Consider the following 16860-nt stretch of genomic DNA (forward strand, 5'->3'; position numbering starts at 1 on the left):
ATTATCTTCGTGATGAAGGACAACTATTGTTATAAAGATTGGCTTTAATCACACGTTGTGAATTGCTTTCAAAAATTATTATCTTCGTGATGAAGGACAACTTTTTTGATAATTCTAAAGCACTCATTTTGGTTGTGAATTGCTTTCAAAAATTATTATCTTCGTGATGAAGGACAACTCAGATCAATTAGAAGATATTAATCCAATTGTTGTGAATTGCTTTCAAAAATTATTATCTTCGTGATGAAGGACAACCGTGCGAACCAATGGGAAATGTTTAATGCTGTTGTGAATTGCTTTCAAAAATTATTATCTTCGTGATGAAGGACAACTAGGGCCTGTAATTGTAGTGTCTGCTAAACGTTGTGAATTGCTTTCAAAAATTATTATCTTCGTGATGAAGGACAACTGTTTTTATAATTTCCTTCCATTATTTTTAGTTGTGAATTGCTTTCAAAAATTATTATCTTCGTGATGAAGGACAACAAGTTCAGCAATGTATCGCGATGTTTTGTCGTTGTGAATTGCTTTCAAAAATTATTATCTTCGTGATGAAGGACAACCTTGCAGAAGCATTGGAACGGCAGCCGTATGTTGTGAATTGCTTTCAAAAATTATTATCTTCGTGATGAAGGACAACCGTTTGATAAAAATTTCATTCTAGCAATCTGTTGTGAATTGCTTTCAAAAATTATTATCTTCGTGATGAAGGACAACCAATAAACGGACAGCATAACTGCAATTTATGTTGTGAATTGCTTTCAAAAATTATTATCTTCGTGATGAAGGACAACGAAGGAGAAATCGAAGAAAGTTCAAGACGAGTTGTGAATTGCTTTCAAAAATTATTATCTTCGTGATGAAGGACAACCAATAAACGGACAGCATAACTGCAATTTATGTTGTGAATTGCTTTCAAAAATTATTATCTTCGTGATGAAGGACAACTTGTCCGTAAGATGCTTGATAAAATTTACCGTTGTGAATTGCTTTCAAAAATTATTATCTTCGTGATGAAGGACAACAACACATTGGATGTCTTTGCCTGAAGAACCGTTGTGAATTGCTTTCAAAAATTATTATCTTCGTGATGAAGGACAACACCCATTCTTTGTTATCTATTCTTTGACCCGTTGTGAATTGCTTTCAAAAATTATTATCTTCGTGATGAAGGACAACATTGCGACATAAAAATGTTGTTGAACAATGGTTGTGAATTGCTTTCAAAAATTATTATCTTCGTGATGAAGGACAACTTAATAGAGACAAAACCTATCTAATACAGTGTTGTGAATTGCTTTCAAAAATTATTATCTTCGTGATGAAGGACAACTAGTTTTTATATTGAAAAACTTCCGGCGTCGTTGTGAATTGCTTTCAAAAATTATTATCTTCGTGATGAAGGACAACAAAAAGCAACCAAAGCTACACTTATAATGTGTTGTGAATTGCTTTCAAAAATTATTATCTTCGTGATGAAGGACAACGGCGAAAACAAAAGATGTTAATTCAATTGGGTTGTGAATTGCTTTCAAAAATTATTATCTTCGTGATGAAGGACAACCTCAAAAAATAATCTGCTGGTTTTCAGTAGATTATTTTTGTTTTCAGGATTTAAAATTCAGAACAATTCGAGCTGTTGGAAGGTCGGAGGCGGTTCTTCTTTATTTCTGGCAAAAAAGATTTCGATGTCTCCAAACTGTTTATCGGTAATGCACATAATGGCAACCTTTCCGGCTTTAGGAAGCATAAATTTCACTCTTTTGATATGAACTTCTGCATTTTCGCGGCTCGGACAGTGTCGTACATACATCGAAAACTGAAATAAGGTAAATCCGTCATCAATCAAAGCTTTCCGAAAACGGTTTGCATCTTTCATATTCGCTTTCGTTTCGGTCGGGAGGTCATATAATACTAAAACCCACATAATTCGGTATGCATTAAACCTTTCGGCGTTCATTTTTGGTGACTATTATTTGTTTATTGTAACGATCACAGCCCGACCTGAGTGGAGCTCTTTTTGCAGATTTTTGTCCTTCGGCTCCGCTCAGGATAAACTACAGGCGGATAAAGCTGCCATAAAAAAATTACATCAATTCCGGATAGGAAATCAGTCGTTTTTCTCCTGTGTAGCATTTGTAAAGCGATGAAGCCGTTGTTTTTACTGCAACCAGCAACGGTCTTGTTTTGTCATCAATACGCACATCTTTTGTCGCAATCTGGAGAATATGCGCTTTAAATTCTTTCGTCAGTTCTTCTGTATACGGATGAATCTTCAGCCACTGCATCACCAGTAAATCAACAAAAGGACGGTAAGGTTCCATTAAATCATCGGCAAGGCAATACGGATTATATTTATTTTTATGAAAAATGCCGAGAACAGGCAAGAGTCCGGTTTCTACGATGGCTCTTGCGACAATGCTTCTGAGCACGGCATATCCGAAATTGAAAAACTGATTGGGTGAATCTCCAAAACGCTGCCTCAAAAAGTCCAGACTGATGAGGTATTTCCAGTAATGTTGCGCCGCAATCCCTTCCATATTCGTTATATCACCGGATTTTACATTTCTTTGATATTCAATCATCGGTTCGTAGTAATTTCCCAGTTTCATCAGTACGTTTTTCTGGTTTTCGATCTTACATTCCACCGTCTGTTTCCAAAGCTGTTTTTTCAGCGGTTCACTGGCTTCCAACTGATCTTTTACCCGATCGGAATGCTCGGTATGCCCATACAGCGGAAGCATTATTCCGTGCGGTAAATGATGGGAATCACAACTCACCACCACAACATTATTTCCCATCATTTTCTGAATCAGATGGTGCGAAATGGTGATCTGATAATGATCCAGCATCAATAATCCCAAATCTTCCACAGGAACACTCCCCTTTTCCGTTTTGGTTTCCGGACAGAGGATTTTCAATTGCTCGTCTTTGAGCTTAAGATAAGCGGGATTGCCGATGTAGATGGAGCGGGTAATCATTTTTTATGCTTTTGATATGTTTCCTAGACGGTCGACATTTAATTTTACACAATTTTCCTTAATCATAGAACCGTCCATTGCACGTTCCATTTTATTTAAGGTTGAAAGTTCCGCCTTATTAACTATAGAAGTAGCAATATCTTGCCTTACAAAGAAAATTTGACTTCCTGAAAAACTTACTACTTTGTAAATTCTTTCATTTTTCTCTTTTGCTATATTTTTAAAATCTATATTATTTATATTTTCTAATTCGTCATCAGAAGGAATGTAAACCAAATCATTCGGGCATAAATAGAAATCTTTTCTCCCATTTAAATCAACCACAGATAAACCTTGTTTTTGTCTTTCAATCACTTCATTTAAAGGAATGGTTTCATAACTTCTCTTGCCGTTTTTATCTTCGTACACTGCAAAAAACAGATTGGTACCTTTTGCAGCTTCTACATATTTATCTTTTTTATTTCCGGTTTGTCCTACCTGAAATTTACTTCCCAATTCAAAAACTCTTACTTTGCTGATCGGTTGATGAGGTTTTCCATCATTATACTTTTCAATATTTTCATTCAGATCTTCAATCCCTTCCGGAGAAAATGCAAGTTCCGGACTGCCTTTAAACTCCAGATAATTTCTAAGAATTTTCTGAATTCCTGTATCCGTAATAGATCCTATTGATTTCAAATCAAATGAAGTATCCAGACTTTTTCTTGTTGCTGTTAAAATTTTTCCTTTTGGTACTTTTACCCAAGGTAAATCTACTTTTCCGGAAACTGTATCCTTATGCATTGGTTTTCTAATTGCCCAGTTTGTTCCGGTCTGTTCTACTCTACCCTTATTTTTTGTTCCGTCTTTCTCTACATATTTTTCATAGTAATTAGTAGCTTTATTAATGACACGAAGATTTTGCTTAAAACTTACAATAGTAGACTCCAGATTATGCTTTGCATCAACGGTAAAGTTTTCCCAAGGTTTTAAAAATTGTTTTGGTACTTCCCTTTCTATTTTTTCCCCTGTTTGCGTATGATGGTAAACAACTTTTTCAAACTTCATCAATTTCTTTTTCAAATCGTAGCGTTTGGTATCCGATTTTGCCGATTGATTATTTAATAAATTCACGTGATCTTTTGTAGCACAGGCAATTACCAAAGCATCCAAAGCATGATGACGGTGGTCTATTCTTTTCTTTGAAAATCTTTTAGAAAACTCGATTGGAACAGTTGGCAAATATTTCTGATGATTTTCATTCCAGGCAGTAAAATCTTTTGAATTGCTCAATTGATTCATTCTTTCAAAACGTGGTAAAATCAAATCATTCCAGACATCATTCAATCCCCAATCTTGTTTTAATTGAGTTGTAATTTTTCCATTTCCGGGAACAATATTCTTAGAATTTATGCCATCATCAGTTGCTAATGATTTTGCTTTTCTTCTGATTTCATCAGCTTTATCTTTATCAATTTCTTTTCTTGCTAAAATTTCGGCATCTTCAATTATTTTTTTCGCTTGTTCATCATCAATTCTAACAATATTGGAAAGCACACCCGAAATATATTTACTGATATGACGTGTGTCATTGATTTGACGTTCAATCATTTTTTCAGGAATATCTTCTAATAAAAGCTTATTCCTTTTACTTCGATTATTAGCATAATGTTTTTTAACGAAATCTTCGTATTCTTCCATTTCAAAAACTTTTACGCTTTTACCAAAACCAAGTTCAATAATCGTCCCTCCGAACTGTTTAATAAATCCAAGCCCGATATAATTATCCTTTAATTTATTAACAGCCGATTCACAAATAATTTTATTACTAAAACTATCATCAAAATATCGGCTTTGCGGAATAATGTGTTCAATTTCATATTCCGGTGTAAACAGTTTATTTAATGGAATAATTTGCCCCGTATAAGGCGACTTATATTTCTGCTCCAGCCAAAGCTTGTATCTTTTCAAATCGGATGGAGAAGGCTGTGCGGTTTTGCTTATTTTTAAATATTCATCTTCGATCTCAATACCTGAATTTAAAACGCCGTCTTCATATATTTTCAGAATTTCCTGTTGCATCGGCGAAAACGGACGGACATTTTCTACCGAACTATCATTCATCATTTCAGCCAATAAAGCTTTAATACGAAGATTTGTATTTTCGTTTTCAGTAATTTGATTCGTGAGTTTTTTTCGATCATCAGCGGGAAGTTTCATTTCTCTTCCCAACTCAATATGAATTTCATTAAAGAAATCTTTTGCTCCGTTTCCATATTTCAGCCAAATATCTTTTACTACACGAAGCGTTTCTGTAATAACCTGTTCCACGATTGGGTTGCGAAGCGAATGTTGCTTAAATTCTTTTAAAAACTCTTCCAGATCATCAGCAGAATTCCATTTTCCAACCATAGATGCTTCTGAATGCCTTCCATACACAATATATTGAGCCAACCATAATTGTAAACCCTGAAAATCATTTTCAGTGGTAAGATGAACCGATTTTTCTCTTACCCTATCTTTTATATTTTCATCATACTCGCCGCTGATAATTTTCTGAATCCTTTCTTTTGAAGATTTATCAATATCGGCATAATTCCAATATTTTCCCAATCGCATTAAAGGCAACAGCTTCTTAACTGCTTTTTCCGAAAAAGAACCATATTCACTTTTAAATGGAGGAAATTTTCTGAAAGCTTCGAAAAAAGAACTCTCATCCAGATGATGCTTTCTCGCAAAAGATTTTAAGGCTTTTTCATACTCTATTTTATCATTGACAGAATAAATGATATGCCAAATTTTCTGCTCAATTTCCCTTGTTAGGAAATCATCAAAAATATTTTCGACTTTCTCCAAACGAGAAGAAATCATCGTTTTGGTTTCGTTGCAGGGATATTTTTTATCCTCTACAAAATTCCAGCGATGCGTTTTATCATTGAGCTTAAAATGTTTTAGTAATGCTTTTTGGTCAACTTCTTTTCTGGCATTTAAAAATTCAAACAGATTTTCAAAATCTTTAGTTATGTTTAAAAAATCTTTAGTAACATTTACTTCATCATCTTTTTTATAGATGTTTAAATTGTAGATCCATTGCCAAAGGCGGAATTCCTGATAATACGGATTGGATTTTGGAATGGCTTTTAAATATTGTGTATGCTCTGCCCCATTTTCATCTTTGTACTTTCTAAACTCCAAAGTACAGTTGGAAACAGATGATTTCTGGCTTCTCAAAGGTCTTTGATAAAAAATAAGATCATCCATCAAAAGATGAACAAAATCTTTTTTACTCAAAGTCAATTGATGCGCTTCGTTGTTTCGGTACAATTCACGAACGCAGTCATTGTATAAATCATCACTTTGTAATTCCTGATGAAACTCCTTTTGCCTTTCAAGGATTTGTTGAAGTTCTGTCTTATAAAACTTTCTTTCGATTGTACGAACCAACTTTCCCTTTATTTTTTGTTTGGGGTTATCAAGAAGTGCTTGGTAAATGTAGGTTCCAACGGTTTTGTGAGATTGCTCGATTTCCTGCTCGGTTTTAGTTTTTATTGCGATCCAATCTTTCTCAGAATCAACAGCCTTGAAAGTTCGTTTAGTTTCTCCACTTTTTAAAATGGATTCAGTTACAATAAATTCTTTTGTACGATCAACCCAATCTTCAGTTTTAACGACTTGCTTGTCATATTTCCAACCATTTTCAAAATAAACATCATATAAAATTTTTCCTTTAATATTTTCACCTGAATCAACAATCCTCTCAACTTTTAATCGAACAAATATTTTATCTTTTTCCTCTTCAAAATCCTCTCCACGTAATTGATAGTATCCACGTTTCTGATTAAAGTTTAAAAGAATCCAAGCCAATTCTTCCTTCTCAATTTTTTGGGAAAGTGCTTTCTTTCTGAGATAATAAATTGTCCAGTCGTAAGGAATTTTTACATCCTGTCCGTTTACCCTAAAATCTTCAAGCATTTCATTGAAAGAGGTCTGAAACAGAAATGAAAACTGTCCGTCAATTTTTTTCCAAGCCAATTTGGGTTCAGTTTCCACTTTAAACTTTCCAAACCTTTTTTCAAAATCAATTTGCGAAGCATAATGTTGTGGGAGAAAATTTAAAAGATTTAAAACCCTGTGTAGTCGTTCTCTTCTCAATAAGAAACGTTCACGTAATCTTCTTACGCTTCTGTATTTTGTACGTTCTGCAGTTTGCGAGACAGAATTTCCTTTTCCAAAATCGCCCAGAATATCCTGTGACATCGGAATAATCCTGCTTCCCATTCCAAGAATTTCACCTTGCTTGTTCTCAAAGTCTTGCTTGATTAAAGCCCATCCAATAGAATTGGTTCCTAAATCTAATCCTAAAATATTTTTCATTCTGATTATCAGCTGTTTAATTTGTATTTTAAAAAAATATTTCTTAACTCCGCACAAATATAAATATTTATTATTAGTTTTGTATCAATATTGAGAATAATTTAACTGACGAGTTAAATTTGATAAGGCTCCAATCTTATCTTGTAGATCTCCCGAGGATTTTCAATTATCAATATTACAATACTAACTAAACATGATCTAAAGACCTCAATTAGGTTTTATATTGTGCGGAGTTAGTTGTGAATTGCTTTTCACTGAGGCTACTTAATAAAAGTAGCCTTTTTTTATTTTGTAACTACTTATTCTTCTATAGCTATGTTAGTTTTTCATAATAGATAAAAATAGGAAGAAAAAATTTATTAAAAATGAGGTTTTCCGTAAACCATTCAAAGAATTTTTCTTTTATATTTGTATCAATAATTTTGAAAAGCAATTCACAATAAGGATTATTCCGTTGTGAAAACATTTAAGGCGGGGCAACTCGCCTTCTTCTGTTTCAGGAGGGAAATGCAAAATCCCAAACACAAAAAAAGCCGCCTCAAAAAAGGCAGCTTTACAAGTCTGAAATATCTAACAATATTATTTTTTAGCTTTTACGTCTACAGCGATTTCGATGTCTTTGCTGATCATCCATTCTGCAGGATCGGCTTCGGAAGTTCCGAATTTAATTCCCCAGTCTGCTCTGTTCACAGTGAATTTAGCCTGGATTGCCGCTGAATTTTCCGTTACATCCACTTTTGCAGGAAACGTTACATTCATTGTTTTTCCGGATAAAGTAAGGTTTCCGCTTACCGTTTTGTTAGCTCCTGCTACCGCATCTTTTGGAGCTTCTTTAAGATCTGCTACGCTTGTAATTTTGAAATCAGCCGTCGGATTTTTTGCTGTGTCGAAGAAATCAGGGTTTTTAAGGTGCGCTTCAAGATCTGCCGGTTTTTTATCTTTTTCCGTTACAGAAGCCGGATCTACTTTAATAGAGTTCATATCGATTACAAAGTTTCCTGCCGTTACGCCTCCGTTTTCAATGCTCAAATCTCCTGATTTTACCATTAAAGTTCCCCAACGCGGAGCCATTCCCCCTTTGTGGAATGCTTTCCAGTTTACCACAGAACCTACCGTATCTACAGGCAAAACTTCTCCTTTGCTTTCTGCTACTTTCTGCTCAGTAGAAGTCGCTGCATTTTCAGCCGATTTTTCTTTGTTACAAGACGCTGCAAGCAATCCTACTGCAACCAATGCAATAACACTTAGTTTTTTCATATTATTTAAATTGTTTAAAGTTTATTCTGAATTTCTAAATTCCGAAACCAAAAATAGAAAACATCCCACACTTTTATCTTATCATACATCAAGAAATCAAATTTCAGGGTTTCCATTATTGACCTTTCCGCTAAAATAAGAATTATTAAATACACATAGTACAATTAAAATCTTTGTATCAAATTTGTTTAAATTCATTTTAAATTTAACCGCAAAAGAGACAAAGACTTTATAGGATTTATGTAAAATATTTCAAAAGTCTGCAAAGAGAAAAAATCTTTGATTTTTTTTTAACTTACGTGCTCTTTTTTTCATTTAGGTATTAAACTTAAACAACTAAAGTGTTTAAATCTTTTGCATCTTTTGTGGTAAAAAAGTTTAAAGTTTATCTCCAAACAAAGCATATTTATCTTATTTTATATTATTACAATCAATTTTTCCTTTATTTGAATTTTAATCATCACAAACTTAAAATCTTAAACAGACAATGTCTTTCTTTGTCTTTATTAAATTTAAATAAGACAGTAAACCTTTTGTAAACAGTATGGTTAAATTTAAAATGTGTTTACAAAATACATTTTGATTATTTTAGCCGTTTAAAATTTACAATGAACACAACACAATACATACAGCAATCCCTCAACATATCCGAAAAAAGCATCAATGCCACTTTAGAACTATTGGCGGAAGACTGCACCATACCTTTCATTTCCCGTTACCGAAAAGATAAAACCGGAAATCTTGACGAAACACAGATTGAGCAGATTTCGAAACTCAGTAAACAGTTTGAAGAAATTGTAAAAAGAAAAGAATCGATCTTAAAATCGATCGAAGAACAAAATGCTTTAACGCCGGAGCTGAAACAGAGAATTGAAGAAAGTTTTGATATTCAGGAAATTGAAGATCTTTATCTGCCGTTTAAAAAAAGAAAGAAAACCAAAGCCGATGCCGCGAAAGAAAAAGGACTGGAACCTTTGGCAAAAATCATCATGAGCCAGAAAGTTCAGGATTTACAGTTTTTGGCTTCAAAATACCTAAACGATCAGGTTGCCTCCGAAGAAGAAGCTTTGCAGGGCGCAAGAGACATCATGGCAGAATGGATCAACGAAAATATGTATGTGAGAAAAAATCTGCGCCGATTATTTCAGCGAAAAGCGGTGGTTACTTCAAAAGTGATGAAAGCCAAAAAAGACGAAGAAGAAGCCCAGAAATTCTCGCAGTATTTCGAATGGGAAGAAAGCCTTAACAGAATACCTTCTCACCGTCTTTTAGCCATGTTAAGAGCCGAATCTGAAGGTTTTGTAAAAACCAATGTCGGGATCGATAAAGAGGAAGCCATCGAATTTATTGAAAAAGCCATCATCAAATCCAACAACGAAGCATCGGAACAGATTTCACTGGCGATTAAGGACAGCTACAAAAGATTACTGGAACCCGCAATTTCCAATGAAACCTTACAGGAAGCGAAAGAAAAAGCCGATAAAAAAGCCATCGAAATTTTCTCTGAAAACCTTACGCAGCTTCTTCTCGCACCGCCTTTGGGAGAAAAACGAATTCTGGCAATCGATCCGGGTTACAGAAGCGGCTGTAAAGTAGTCTGTCTGGACGAAAAAGGCGATCTGCTCCACAACGAGACCATTTATCCGCACGCTCCGCAAAATGAAAGCGGAATGGCAATGAAAAAAATCCGTTCTATGGTGAATGCCTATAACATTGAAGCCATTTCCATCGGAAACGGAACCGCAAGCCGCGAAACCGAGTTTTTCATCAAAAAAATTGCATTCGACAAACCTTTACAGGTTTTCGTTGTTTCGGAAGCCGGAGCTTCGGTGTATTCTGCGAGTAAAATTGCGCGTGAAGAATTTCCAAGCTATGATGTGACGGTTCGCGGATCGGTTTCTATCGGAAGAAGACTGGCGGATCCGTTGGCGGAACTGGTAAAAATAGATCCGAAATCCATCGGAGTCGGGCAATATCAGCATGACGTAGATCAGACCCAATTAAAAAACGAACTCGATTCTACAGTGATGAAATGTGTAAATTCTGTAGGAATCAATCTGAATACAGCGAGTAAATCTTTATTAAGCTATGTTTCGGGAATCGGAGAAAAAATGGCAGAAAACATTGTGAACTACCGTACTGAAAACGGAGCTTTTGAGGATAGGAAACAACTTAAAAAAGTTCCGAGACTGGGAGAAAAAGCGTTTCAGCAGGCAGCCGCATTTGTGAGAATTCATAATGCCAAAAATCCGCTGGATAATTCTGCCGTACATCCCGAAGCCTACGGAATTGTTGAAAAAATGGCAAAAGATTTAGGCATAAAAACAAATGAGCTGATCGCCAATAAAGAAAAGATCGCACTGGTAAAACCCGAAAACTACATCACCGGAGACATCGGAATTTTAGGAATCAAAGACATTTTAAAAGAGCTTGAAAAACCGGGACTGGATCCAAGAAAAGCGGCTAAAATTTTTGAATTTGATCCGAATGTAAAAAACATCAAAGATTTAAAAACAGGAATGATTCTGCCCGGAATCGTCAATAACATCACCGCTTTTGGCTGTTTTGTAGATCTGGGAATCAAGGAAAGCGGATTGGTTCATATTTCCCAGTTAAAAGACGGCTTCGTTTCTGATGTGAACGAAGTGGTAAAACTGCATCAGCACGTTCAGGTAAGAGTAACGGAGATTGATGAAGCGAGAAAAAGAATTCAGCTGAGTATGGTTTTGTAAATGTTTTTATCGGAAATTAAAGAAAGCCATTCCCATACATCCTAAAAATCGAAAGATAAAAAAGTAATGACAGACTCGAAGCAAAACAATTTAAAACGAAGCAAAGAAATTACTGCCGAATATTTCGCTTTTCTGGACCAGCATATTGAAGAAGTGATAAGCGGAAAGATTAGCGATTTCTTGGAGCTCAACCAAATTGCAAAATTACTGCATGTTTCTCACTCACATCTTTCTGACACTCTGCAACGGGAAACCGGACATCATCCCTGTCATTTTTACGATCTTAAAATTGTAGATAAAGCAAAATTTCTTTTGACAGATACCGAGTTATCGATTGCTGAAATTGCAAAGAAGCTAACCTACGATCCATCGAACTTCGGCAAGTTCTTTAAAAAATGGACAGGCGAAACACCCGGAAATTTCAGAAAAGAGAATAAACTTCCGAAAAGTTCACCATATTTTTAAAATTTATCTTCTCGAAATTTGTAAAAAATTAAAAATTTACAAATTATGTCAAGAAACGATTTAAAAGGAAAAGTAGCAATAGTAGGAGGCGGTGCCAAAAATTTAGGAAGATTAATTTCTTTGGATTTTGCAGATAAAGGAGCTAAAGTGGTGGTTCATTTCAATAGTGACAGTACCAGAGCAGATGCAGAGAAAACGGTAGCAGATATTATTGCAGCAGGCGGTGAAGCTTTTATGTTTCAGGGAGATTTAACAGTTGTGGAGAACAACACCAGACTGTTTGATGCAGCCATTGAAAAATACGGAAAAGCAGATATTGCAGTAAACACGACAGGAATGGTTATTAAAAAACCTATTGTACAGGTTACCGAGGAAGATTATGATAAAATTTTTGCTGTAAATGCTAAAGCGGCATTCTTTTTTATGCAGGAAGCCGGAAAAAAACTATCCGATAACGGTAAAATCTGTACCATTGTAAGTTCTCTTCTGGCAGCTTATACAAGCGATTACGCCATCTATCCGGGAAGCAAAGCGCCCATAGAACATTATACCCGTGCTGCTTCAAAAGAATTTGGTTCAAGAGGGATTTCTGTTACTGCCGTAGGTCCGGGTCCGATGGAAACACCGTTTTTTTATGGTCAGGAAACTGCAGATTCCGCGGCTTACAATAAATCTGCAGCGGCGTTAAGCAGTTTTAGCAAAACAGGATTAACCGATCCCGAAGATATTGTTCCTTTAGTTACTTTTCTGGTAACAGACGGATGGTGGATTACGGGACAAACTATTTTTGCCAACGGAGGATACACCACAAGATAAAATTAAGTAAATTCGTAAAATTAAAATGGATGATTGATTTCGATGATCCATTTTTTTAATTAAAAAAACACATTATGATTTTAAAACTAATAAACTCAGTCCTTATTCTCATTGCTGTATGTATGGGGGTGAAGCAAGGGTACGCCATGTTTTCCGGTAAGCCGGAAATGCTGGAAATGTTCGGCAAATGGAATTTCTCTAAAACTGCGGTGATGATAAACGGTGGTACTACAATACTGGCAGCCGTTCTTATTCTTTTTCCGAAAACCTTTGTCTGGGGAAATTTTCTAATGGCAGCCGGAATTTTAATGATTATCTGTCTGCAATTAGTAAGCAAAGATTTGAAAGGGGCATCCATAGAAATCCCTTTTCTGTTGCTGAATTTAGTGATTCTTTATTTCCAGCATCCCCTCAACAAAGCGTAAATGACCATCTTTAAACTCTTATGCATTACCCTTTCAGTAACCGGTCTTACTGCTTGTGGACAATCTGCTACACAAAAAACAGCCATTCAGACAACTCAAAAAAATACAATAATGGATACCCAAAAACTTACCAACGAAACGGTAAAAAATGCTTTTGAAGCATGGCAAAATGGTGACAGTAAAACATTTTTATCATTTTTTGCAACAGATGCACAACTTTTTGACGATGGCAATCCGAGAGACTTTCAAAAGTTTGTAAAAGATGCCTGCGGACACGAAAAATTTACAAGTATTGAAAAAGTGGAAAACGAAGGAAAAGACATTACGGGAAATTTCCACACCGAAAGCTGGGGCAATTTTAAAACCTATTTTAAATTTCACATCAATGCCGAAGGAAAAATAAATCGTCTGGATATCGGACAAGCCAATTAATTGAAAATGATTAAAAACATAAAGCCCTTTTTACAAAAGAAAAAATATGAATTATTGCTTTTTGCATTAATTCAACATCTTTTCATAGCCATTTTTTTAAGCGATCTGGCTTTTTACACAAAAGTAATCTGGCCTGTAAACATGCTGATTCTGGGCATGGCAAGTGTTGGCGTTTTTATAGAAAAAGGACGCTGGAAAAATATTTTACAAAAAGTACTTTTCCTTCTTGTTGTAGCATTGCCGATAGGTTTAACCTTTTTGGGAAACAATCATTACTATTTTATTTTTTTAAATATCGGTTATGTTGTTTTCTTTCTTTTTATTTTTTTGGAGGTGCTTAAATATTTAGTCAAACCCAGTTATATCAATACAGATATTATTTCAGCTTCGGGCTGCGGTTACTTTTTACTGATAGAAATCAGCACTTTTTTGTTCCAATTCTTCATTTATCAAGATCCTTCATGCTTTAAAGGAATTGATTTTTCAAGTCCGGCAAAAACGTATATTGATCTGGTTTATTTCAGTTCCATTATCCTTACCAGTATTGGCTTTGGCGATATAACTCCAAACGCCTACAACACAAAACTGATTACTTCTTTTTTTGGTATTGCAGGACAGTTTTACTCAGTGGTTTTGGTCGGTATTCTTATCAGTAAATTCAGCAGTAAAAATTGAAATCTTTTATGTATATCAATGCCGTGAAAAACAGATTGGCGACCTGCCTTACAACTAAAAAATAATATGATACTTTAAAATAACTAAAATGAAGAAAAGAGAAAAATTAGACATTATTCACAAATGGTATCCAAAAGCCATGACTACCATCGACAACGTCAACAAAATCATCGATTTTGTTGAAGGTGATTTGGATTTAGAACCCAGACAGGTAATGCTTGCCGACAGCATTTGCAGTGATGATGTAAACAGCATCCAATATCCTTCAAGAACACATGAATTTTTAGGACCTTTTAAAATGGGTGGTTTAGACGGATTTCCGTTTACAGGACTTACGGGTATGGGCGCGTTTGCAAGCCATGTTCCGGATGACGGGGCTGTTTTTATTTATTATGGTCCTCACATTGGCATCACCAAAGACGGAACAATTGGCGAAATCCACCGTTTGGGGCAAAGCAAAAACAGTGGCTGCTGCGGGGCTGCAAAGGGAGCATTAGGAAAACTTATTAATGACCAGATTATCGCAGGCAACATCACCGAGCTGGATTATCAGATGAATACAATTGAACAAATTCTTTTCAATAAAAAAGAAAGGGTTCTCCATGCTGAAACGCCTTTGTTTGAAGCAACGGAAGTAATTTACGAAGCCATTGACCAACGCATCAATGAATTGGTAGACAAAACAAATTATAACTGTAAATACGTGATTCTTGTTGGAGCAATCCTAATTAACAGCGACAGTGATATGGGTTCTTTTACAGAGGTCAGACGTTTTGATGTGATAGACCTGAGTACAAACACAAGACAAAACAAAATTGACTATCTGACGCCATAAAAACAGAAAGTTGCGATCAAAATCGAACGTCTTTTTCAATTGAAATGCAATAAAAATCGGTCTTTTTGATCTGAAAAGAAAACGGTATTCAACAAGATATGATGACCAAAAGCGGGGCTGAAGTTTTTACTTCAGCCCCGCTTCTATTGCTAATTTAAAATCCTCAAAATTATTTGTAATCCTTAAAATCCCTTACCGCTTTTCTCACTTCCGGCCATTTAGTAATCTGTCCTTTATCGTCCAGAGGCATTGCTCTTTTTTCCCGGTTCGAAAATTCGGGGTCTTCTGAAGCCATATACGCTAAAGTTGCCGTTAGAATCACATTGCTTTTCACCTCATCAAAAATGATTTTGTCGTACGTATCTTTTGTCGTATGCCATGTGTAGCCAAAATATCCCCAGTTTAAAGAACCCAATCCGAATGACGGAACTCCCGCTGCCACGAAAGAAGCATGATCGGAACCTCCTCCACCCGGAGTTCCCGGAAAATCTGTTTTAATCTGGCTTTTAATATTTTTAGGAACCGCATTCAGCCATTTCCCAAGATAATCGTAAGCATGTACAAAACCCTGTCCGCCGATGTTCACTACTCTACCCGTCCCGTTGTCCTGATTGAAAACCGCCTGAACTCCCTTTACAATCTCCGGATGATCTGCTACAAAACTTCTCGATCCGTTCAGTCCCTGCTCTTCACTTCCCCAAAGCCCGACAATAATCGTCCTTTTGTTATCAGGATAATATTTCTTAAGAATTCTCATCGCTTCAAGCATGGTTAAAACTCCCGTTCCGTTGTCTGTAGCGCCTTGCGCGCCGTCCCACGAATCCAGATGCGCAGAAAGAATAACGTATTCATCAGGTTTTTCTTTTCCTTTAATCATTCCGATGGTGTTGAACGATTTTGCTTCGGGAAGGATTTTTGATTTTACCTCGATCCTGATCTTAGGTTTTGCGCCGTTTTCCGCCATTCTGTACAACATTCCATAATCTTCAAGCTCAATATCGAACATGGGAATATTCTTCGTTTTTGCCTCAAAAATTCTGTTGGCTCCCATAATTCCTGTCCAGTTGGAAATCGCAATTCCTGCCGCTCCTGCTTTTTCAAGAGCTTCGGGAAGCGTTTCGTTATTATAGCCAATGCTTTTTATATAATTCTGATACTCTTTTGAAGCTTGTTCTTTCTCTTTTTTAAGCTTTTCATACAGTTCAGGCGTGGCAAATTCTTTAATCTGATCGTCGGAGCGTCCGATTTTCTGGTATTGTGCCATCAAAACAACTTTTCCCTTCACGGAAGACATCCATTGATCAAATTCAGTTTTGGAAGAGACTTTCGGGAGAATAACAACTTCTGCTTCCACCGCTTTTTTCGTTGCCGGACTCCATGCTAACTGGGTTGCCGATAAACTTTTCATACGAGGAAACGTCATATCCACATGGGTAATTCCTCTTTGCCATCCTTTCCATGTTCCAAACTGTTGCAGACTGGCTTCAATATCCCATGATTTCAATTTATTTGCCGTCCATTCATTGGCTGCAAGCATTTCCGGAGTTCCGATCAGTCGAGGACCGATTCCGTCCAAAAGTTCATACGCCATCGTTTCAAGCTGGGAATTATTGTTTACTTCATTCACGAAATTCTGAATTACGGGATTAAGTTTTTCCTGAGAAACGGCATTCTGAGCCAGAGAAAATTGTGTCATCACCATCATAACAGGCAATGCAAGAAATCTGTTTATCTTCATATTAATCATTGTAGCCCTAAAGATAAAGAGATTCGCGGAAATGGGAAAACGCGGAAAGGGTTTGGTGATGGTGAATTGTTGCTGGTGAATGGTGAAAAAGTCAAGGGTGAATGAGATTCGCTTTTGATTTACAGTTTACAATCCACAAGTC

12 protein-coding genes and 1 CRISPR repeat array are annotated in these 16860 nt (G+C 35.9%); of the genes, 7 read left to right on the plus strand and 5 right to left on the minus strand.

Features of this window, described 5'->3' with window-relative positions:
- Positions 1–54: 54 nt before the first annotated feature.
- Positions 55–1564: a CRISPR direct-repeat array (repeat unit 47 nt; unit sequence GTTGTGAATTGCTTTCAAAAATTATTATCTTCGTGATGAAGGACAAC).
- Between the two features lie 57 nt (positions 1565–1621).
- The 4 genes from cas2 to PFY09_RS04075 all read right to left on the minus strand — a co-directional run bounded on the left by cas2 (position 1622) and on the right by PFY09_RS04075 (position 8591).
- Positions 1622–1960 carry a CRISPR-associated endonuclease Cas2 gene (cas2, locus tag PFY09_RS04060; RefSeq protein ID WP_007842732.1) on the minus strand — a complete coding sequence of 113 codons (339 nt, stop codon included), beginning with the start codon at positions 1958–1960 and terminating at the stop codon, positions 1622–1624.
- A gap of 127 nt (positions 1961–2087) precedes the next feature.
- The gene (cas1, locus tag PFY09_RS04065) at positions 2088–2981 is read right to left on the minus strand and encodes a type II CRISPR-associated endonuclease Cas1 (protein ID WP_271161494.1); all 894 of its coding nucleotides are present in this window, start codon (positions 2979–2981) and stop codon (positions 2088–2090) included.
- Between the two features lie 3 nt (positions 2982–2984).
- Positions 2985–7334, minus strand: a complete 4350-nt coding sequence (gene cas9, locus PFY09_RS04070; RefSeq protein ID WP_271161495.1) for a type II CRISPR RNA-guided endonuclease Cas9 — start codon at positions 7332–7334, stop codon at positions 2985–2987.
- Positions 7335–7913: 579 nt separating this feature from the next.
- Positions 7914–8591: a YceI family protein gene (locus PFY09_RS04075; protein WP_185204795.1), complete on the minus strand. Its 678-nt coding sequence runs from the start codon at positions 8589–8591 to the stop codon at positions 7914–7916.
- Positions 8592–9199: 608 nt separating this feature from the next.
- On the opposite strand from PFY09_RS04075, the gene PFY09_RS04080 reads away from it, so the two are divergent.
- From PFY09_RS04080 to PFY09_RS04110, 7 genes are all read left to right on the plus strand, one after another.
- Entirely contained in the window at positions 9200–11323 is a 2124-nt protein-coding gene (locus PFY09_RS04080) for a Tex family protein (protein WP_271161496.1), read from the plus strand.
- A gap of 66 nt (positions 11324–11389) precedes the next feature.
- On the plus strand, positions 11390–11788 hold the full coding sequence (locus PFY09_RS04085) for a helix-turn-helix domain-containing protein (protein WP_271161497.1): 399 nt from the start codon (positions 11390–11392) through the stop codon (positions 11786–11788).
- Between the two features lie 45 nt (positions 11789–11833).
- Positions 11834–12604, plus strand: coding sequence for an SDR family oxidoreductase (locus PFY09_RS04090; RefSeq protein ID WP_271161498.1), 771 nt, complete (start codon positions 11834–11836; stop codon positions 12602–12604).
- Positions 12605–12678: 74 nt separating this feature from the next.
- Complete coding sequence (locus tag PFY09_RS04095) at positions 12679–13029, plus strand: DoxX family protein (protein WP_271161499.1); 351 nt, start codon at positions 12679–12681, stop codon at positions 13027–13029.
- Complete coding sequence (locus tag PFY09_RS04100) at positions 13030–13461, plus strand: nuclear transport factor 2-like protein (protein WP_256038696.1); 432 nt, start codon at positions 13030–13032, stop codon at positions 13459–13461. It begins immediately after the preceding gene.
- Positions 13462–13467: 6 nt separating this feature from the next.
- Positions 13468–14136: an ion channel gene (locus PFY09_RS04105; protein WP_271161500.1), complete on the plus strand. Its 669-nt coding sequence runs from the start codon at positions 13468–13470 to the stop codon at positions 14134–14136.
- An 88-nt stretch (positions 14137–14224) separates the two neighbouring features.
- Positions 14225–14971 (plus strand): hypothetical protein, encoded by a 747-nt coding sequence (locus PFY09_RS04110; RefSeq protein WP_271161501.1) that lies wholly within the window; start codon positions 14225–14227, stop codon positions 14969–14971.
- 169 nt (positions 14972–15140) lie between these two features.
- On the opposite strand, the gene PFY09_RS04115 is transcribed toward PFY09_RS04110, so the two are convergent.
- The gene (locus PFY09_RS04115) at positions 15141–16709 is read right to left on the minus strand and encodes a M20/M25/M40 family metallo-hydrolase (protein ID WP_271161502.1); all 1569 of its coding nucleotides are present in this window, start codon (positions 16707–16709) and stop codon (positions 15141–15143) included.
- Between the last annotated feature and the right edge of the window lie 151 nt (positions 16710–16860).

This window comes from Chryseobacterium gambrini (assembly GCF_027920505.1).
Taxonomy (GTDB): domain Bacteria; phylum Bacteroidota; class Bacteroidia; order Flavobacteriales; family Weeksellaceae; genus Chryseobacterium; species Chryseobacterium gambrini.

What these genes read in the sequence shown, in the direction of transcription:
- PFY09_RS04095 (WP_271161499.1), top strand. Translation starts at nt 12,679, where the DNA reads ATGATTTTAAAACTAATAAACTCAGTCCTTATTCTCATTGCTGTATGT.
- PFY09_RS04105 (WP_271161500.1), top strand. Translation starts at nt 13,468, where the DNA reads ATGATTAAAAACATAAAGCCCTTTTTACAAAAGAAAAAATATGAATTA.
- PFY09_RS04085 (WP_271161497.1), top strand. Translation starts at nt 11,390, where the DNA reads ATGACAGACTCGAAGCAAAACAATTTAAAACGAAGCAAAGAAATTACT.
- PFY09_RS04110 (WP_271161501.1), top strand. Translation starts at nt 14,225, where the DNA reads ATGAAGAAAAGAGAAAAATTAGACATTATTCACAAATGGTATCCAAAA.
- cas1 (WP_271161494.1), bottom strand. Translation starts at nt 2,981, where the DNA reads ATGATTACCCGCTCCATCTACATCGGCAATCCCGCTTATCTTAAGCTC.
- PFY09_RS04115 (WP_271161502.1), bottom strand. Translation starts at nt 16,709, where the DNA reads ATGAAGATAAACAGATTTCTTGCATTGCCTGTTATGATGGTGATGACA.
- PFY09_RS04090 (WP_271161498.1), top strand. Translation starts at nt 11,834, where the DNA reads ATGTCAAGAAACGATTTAAAAGGAAAAGTAGCAATAGTAGGAGGCGGT.
- PFY09_RS04080 (WP_271161496.1), top strand. Translation starts at nt 9,200, where the DNA reads ATGAACACAACACAATACATACAGCAATCCCTCAACATATCCGAAAAA.
- PFY09_RS04100 (WP_256038696.1), top strand. Translation starts at nt 13,030, where the DNA reads ATGACCATCTTTAAACTCTTATGCATTACCCTTTCAGTAACCGGTCTT.
- cas9 (WP_271161495.1), bottom strand. Translation starts at nt 7,334, where the DNA reads ATGAAAAATATTTTAGGATTAGATTTAGGAACCAATTCTATTGGATGG.
- cas2 (WP_007842732.1), bottom strand. Translation starts at nt 1,960, where the DNA reads ATGAACGCCGAAAGGTTTAATGCATACCGAATTATGTGGGTTTTAGTA.
- PFY09_RS04075 (WP_185204795.1), bottom strand. Translation starts at nt 8,591, where the DNA reads ATGAAAAAACTAAGTGTTATTGCATTGGTTGCAGTAGGATTGCTTGCA.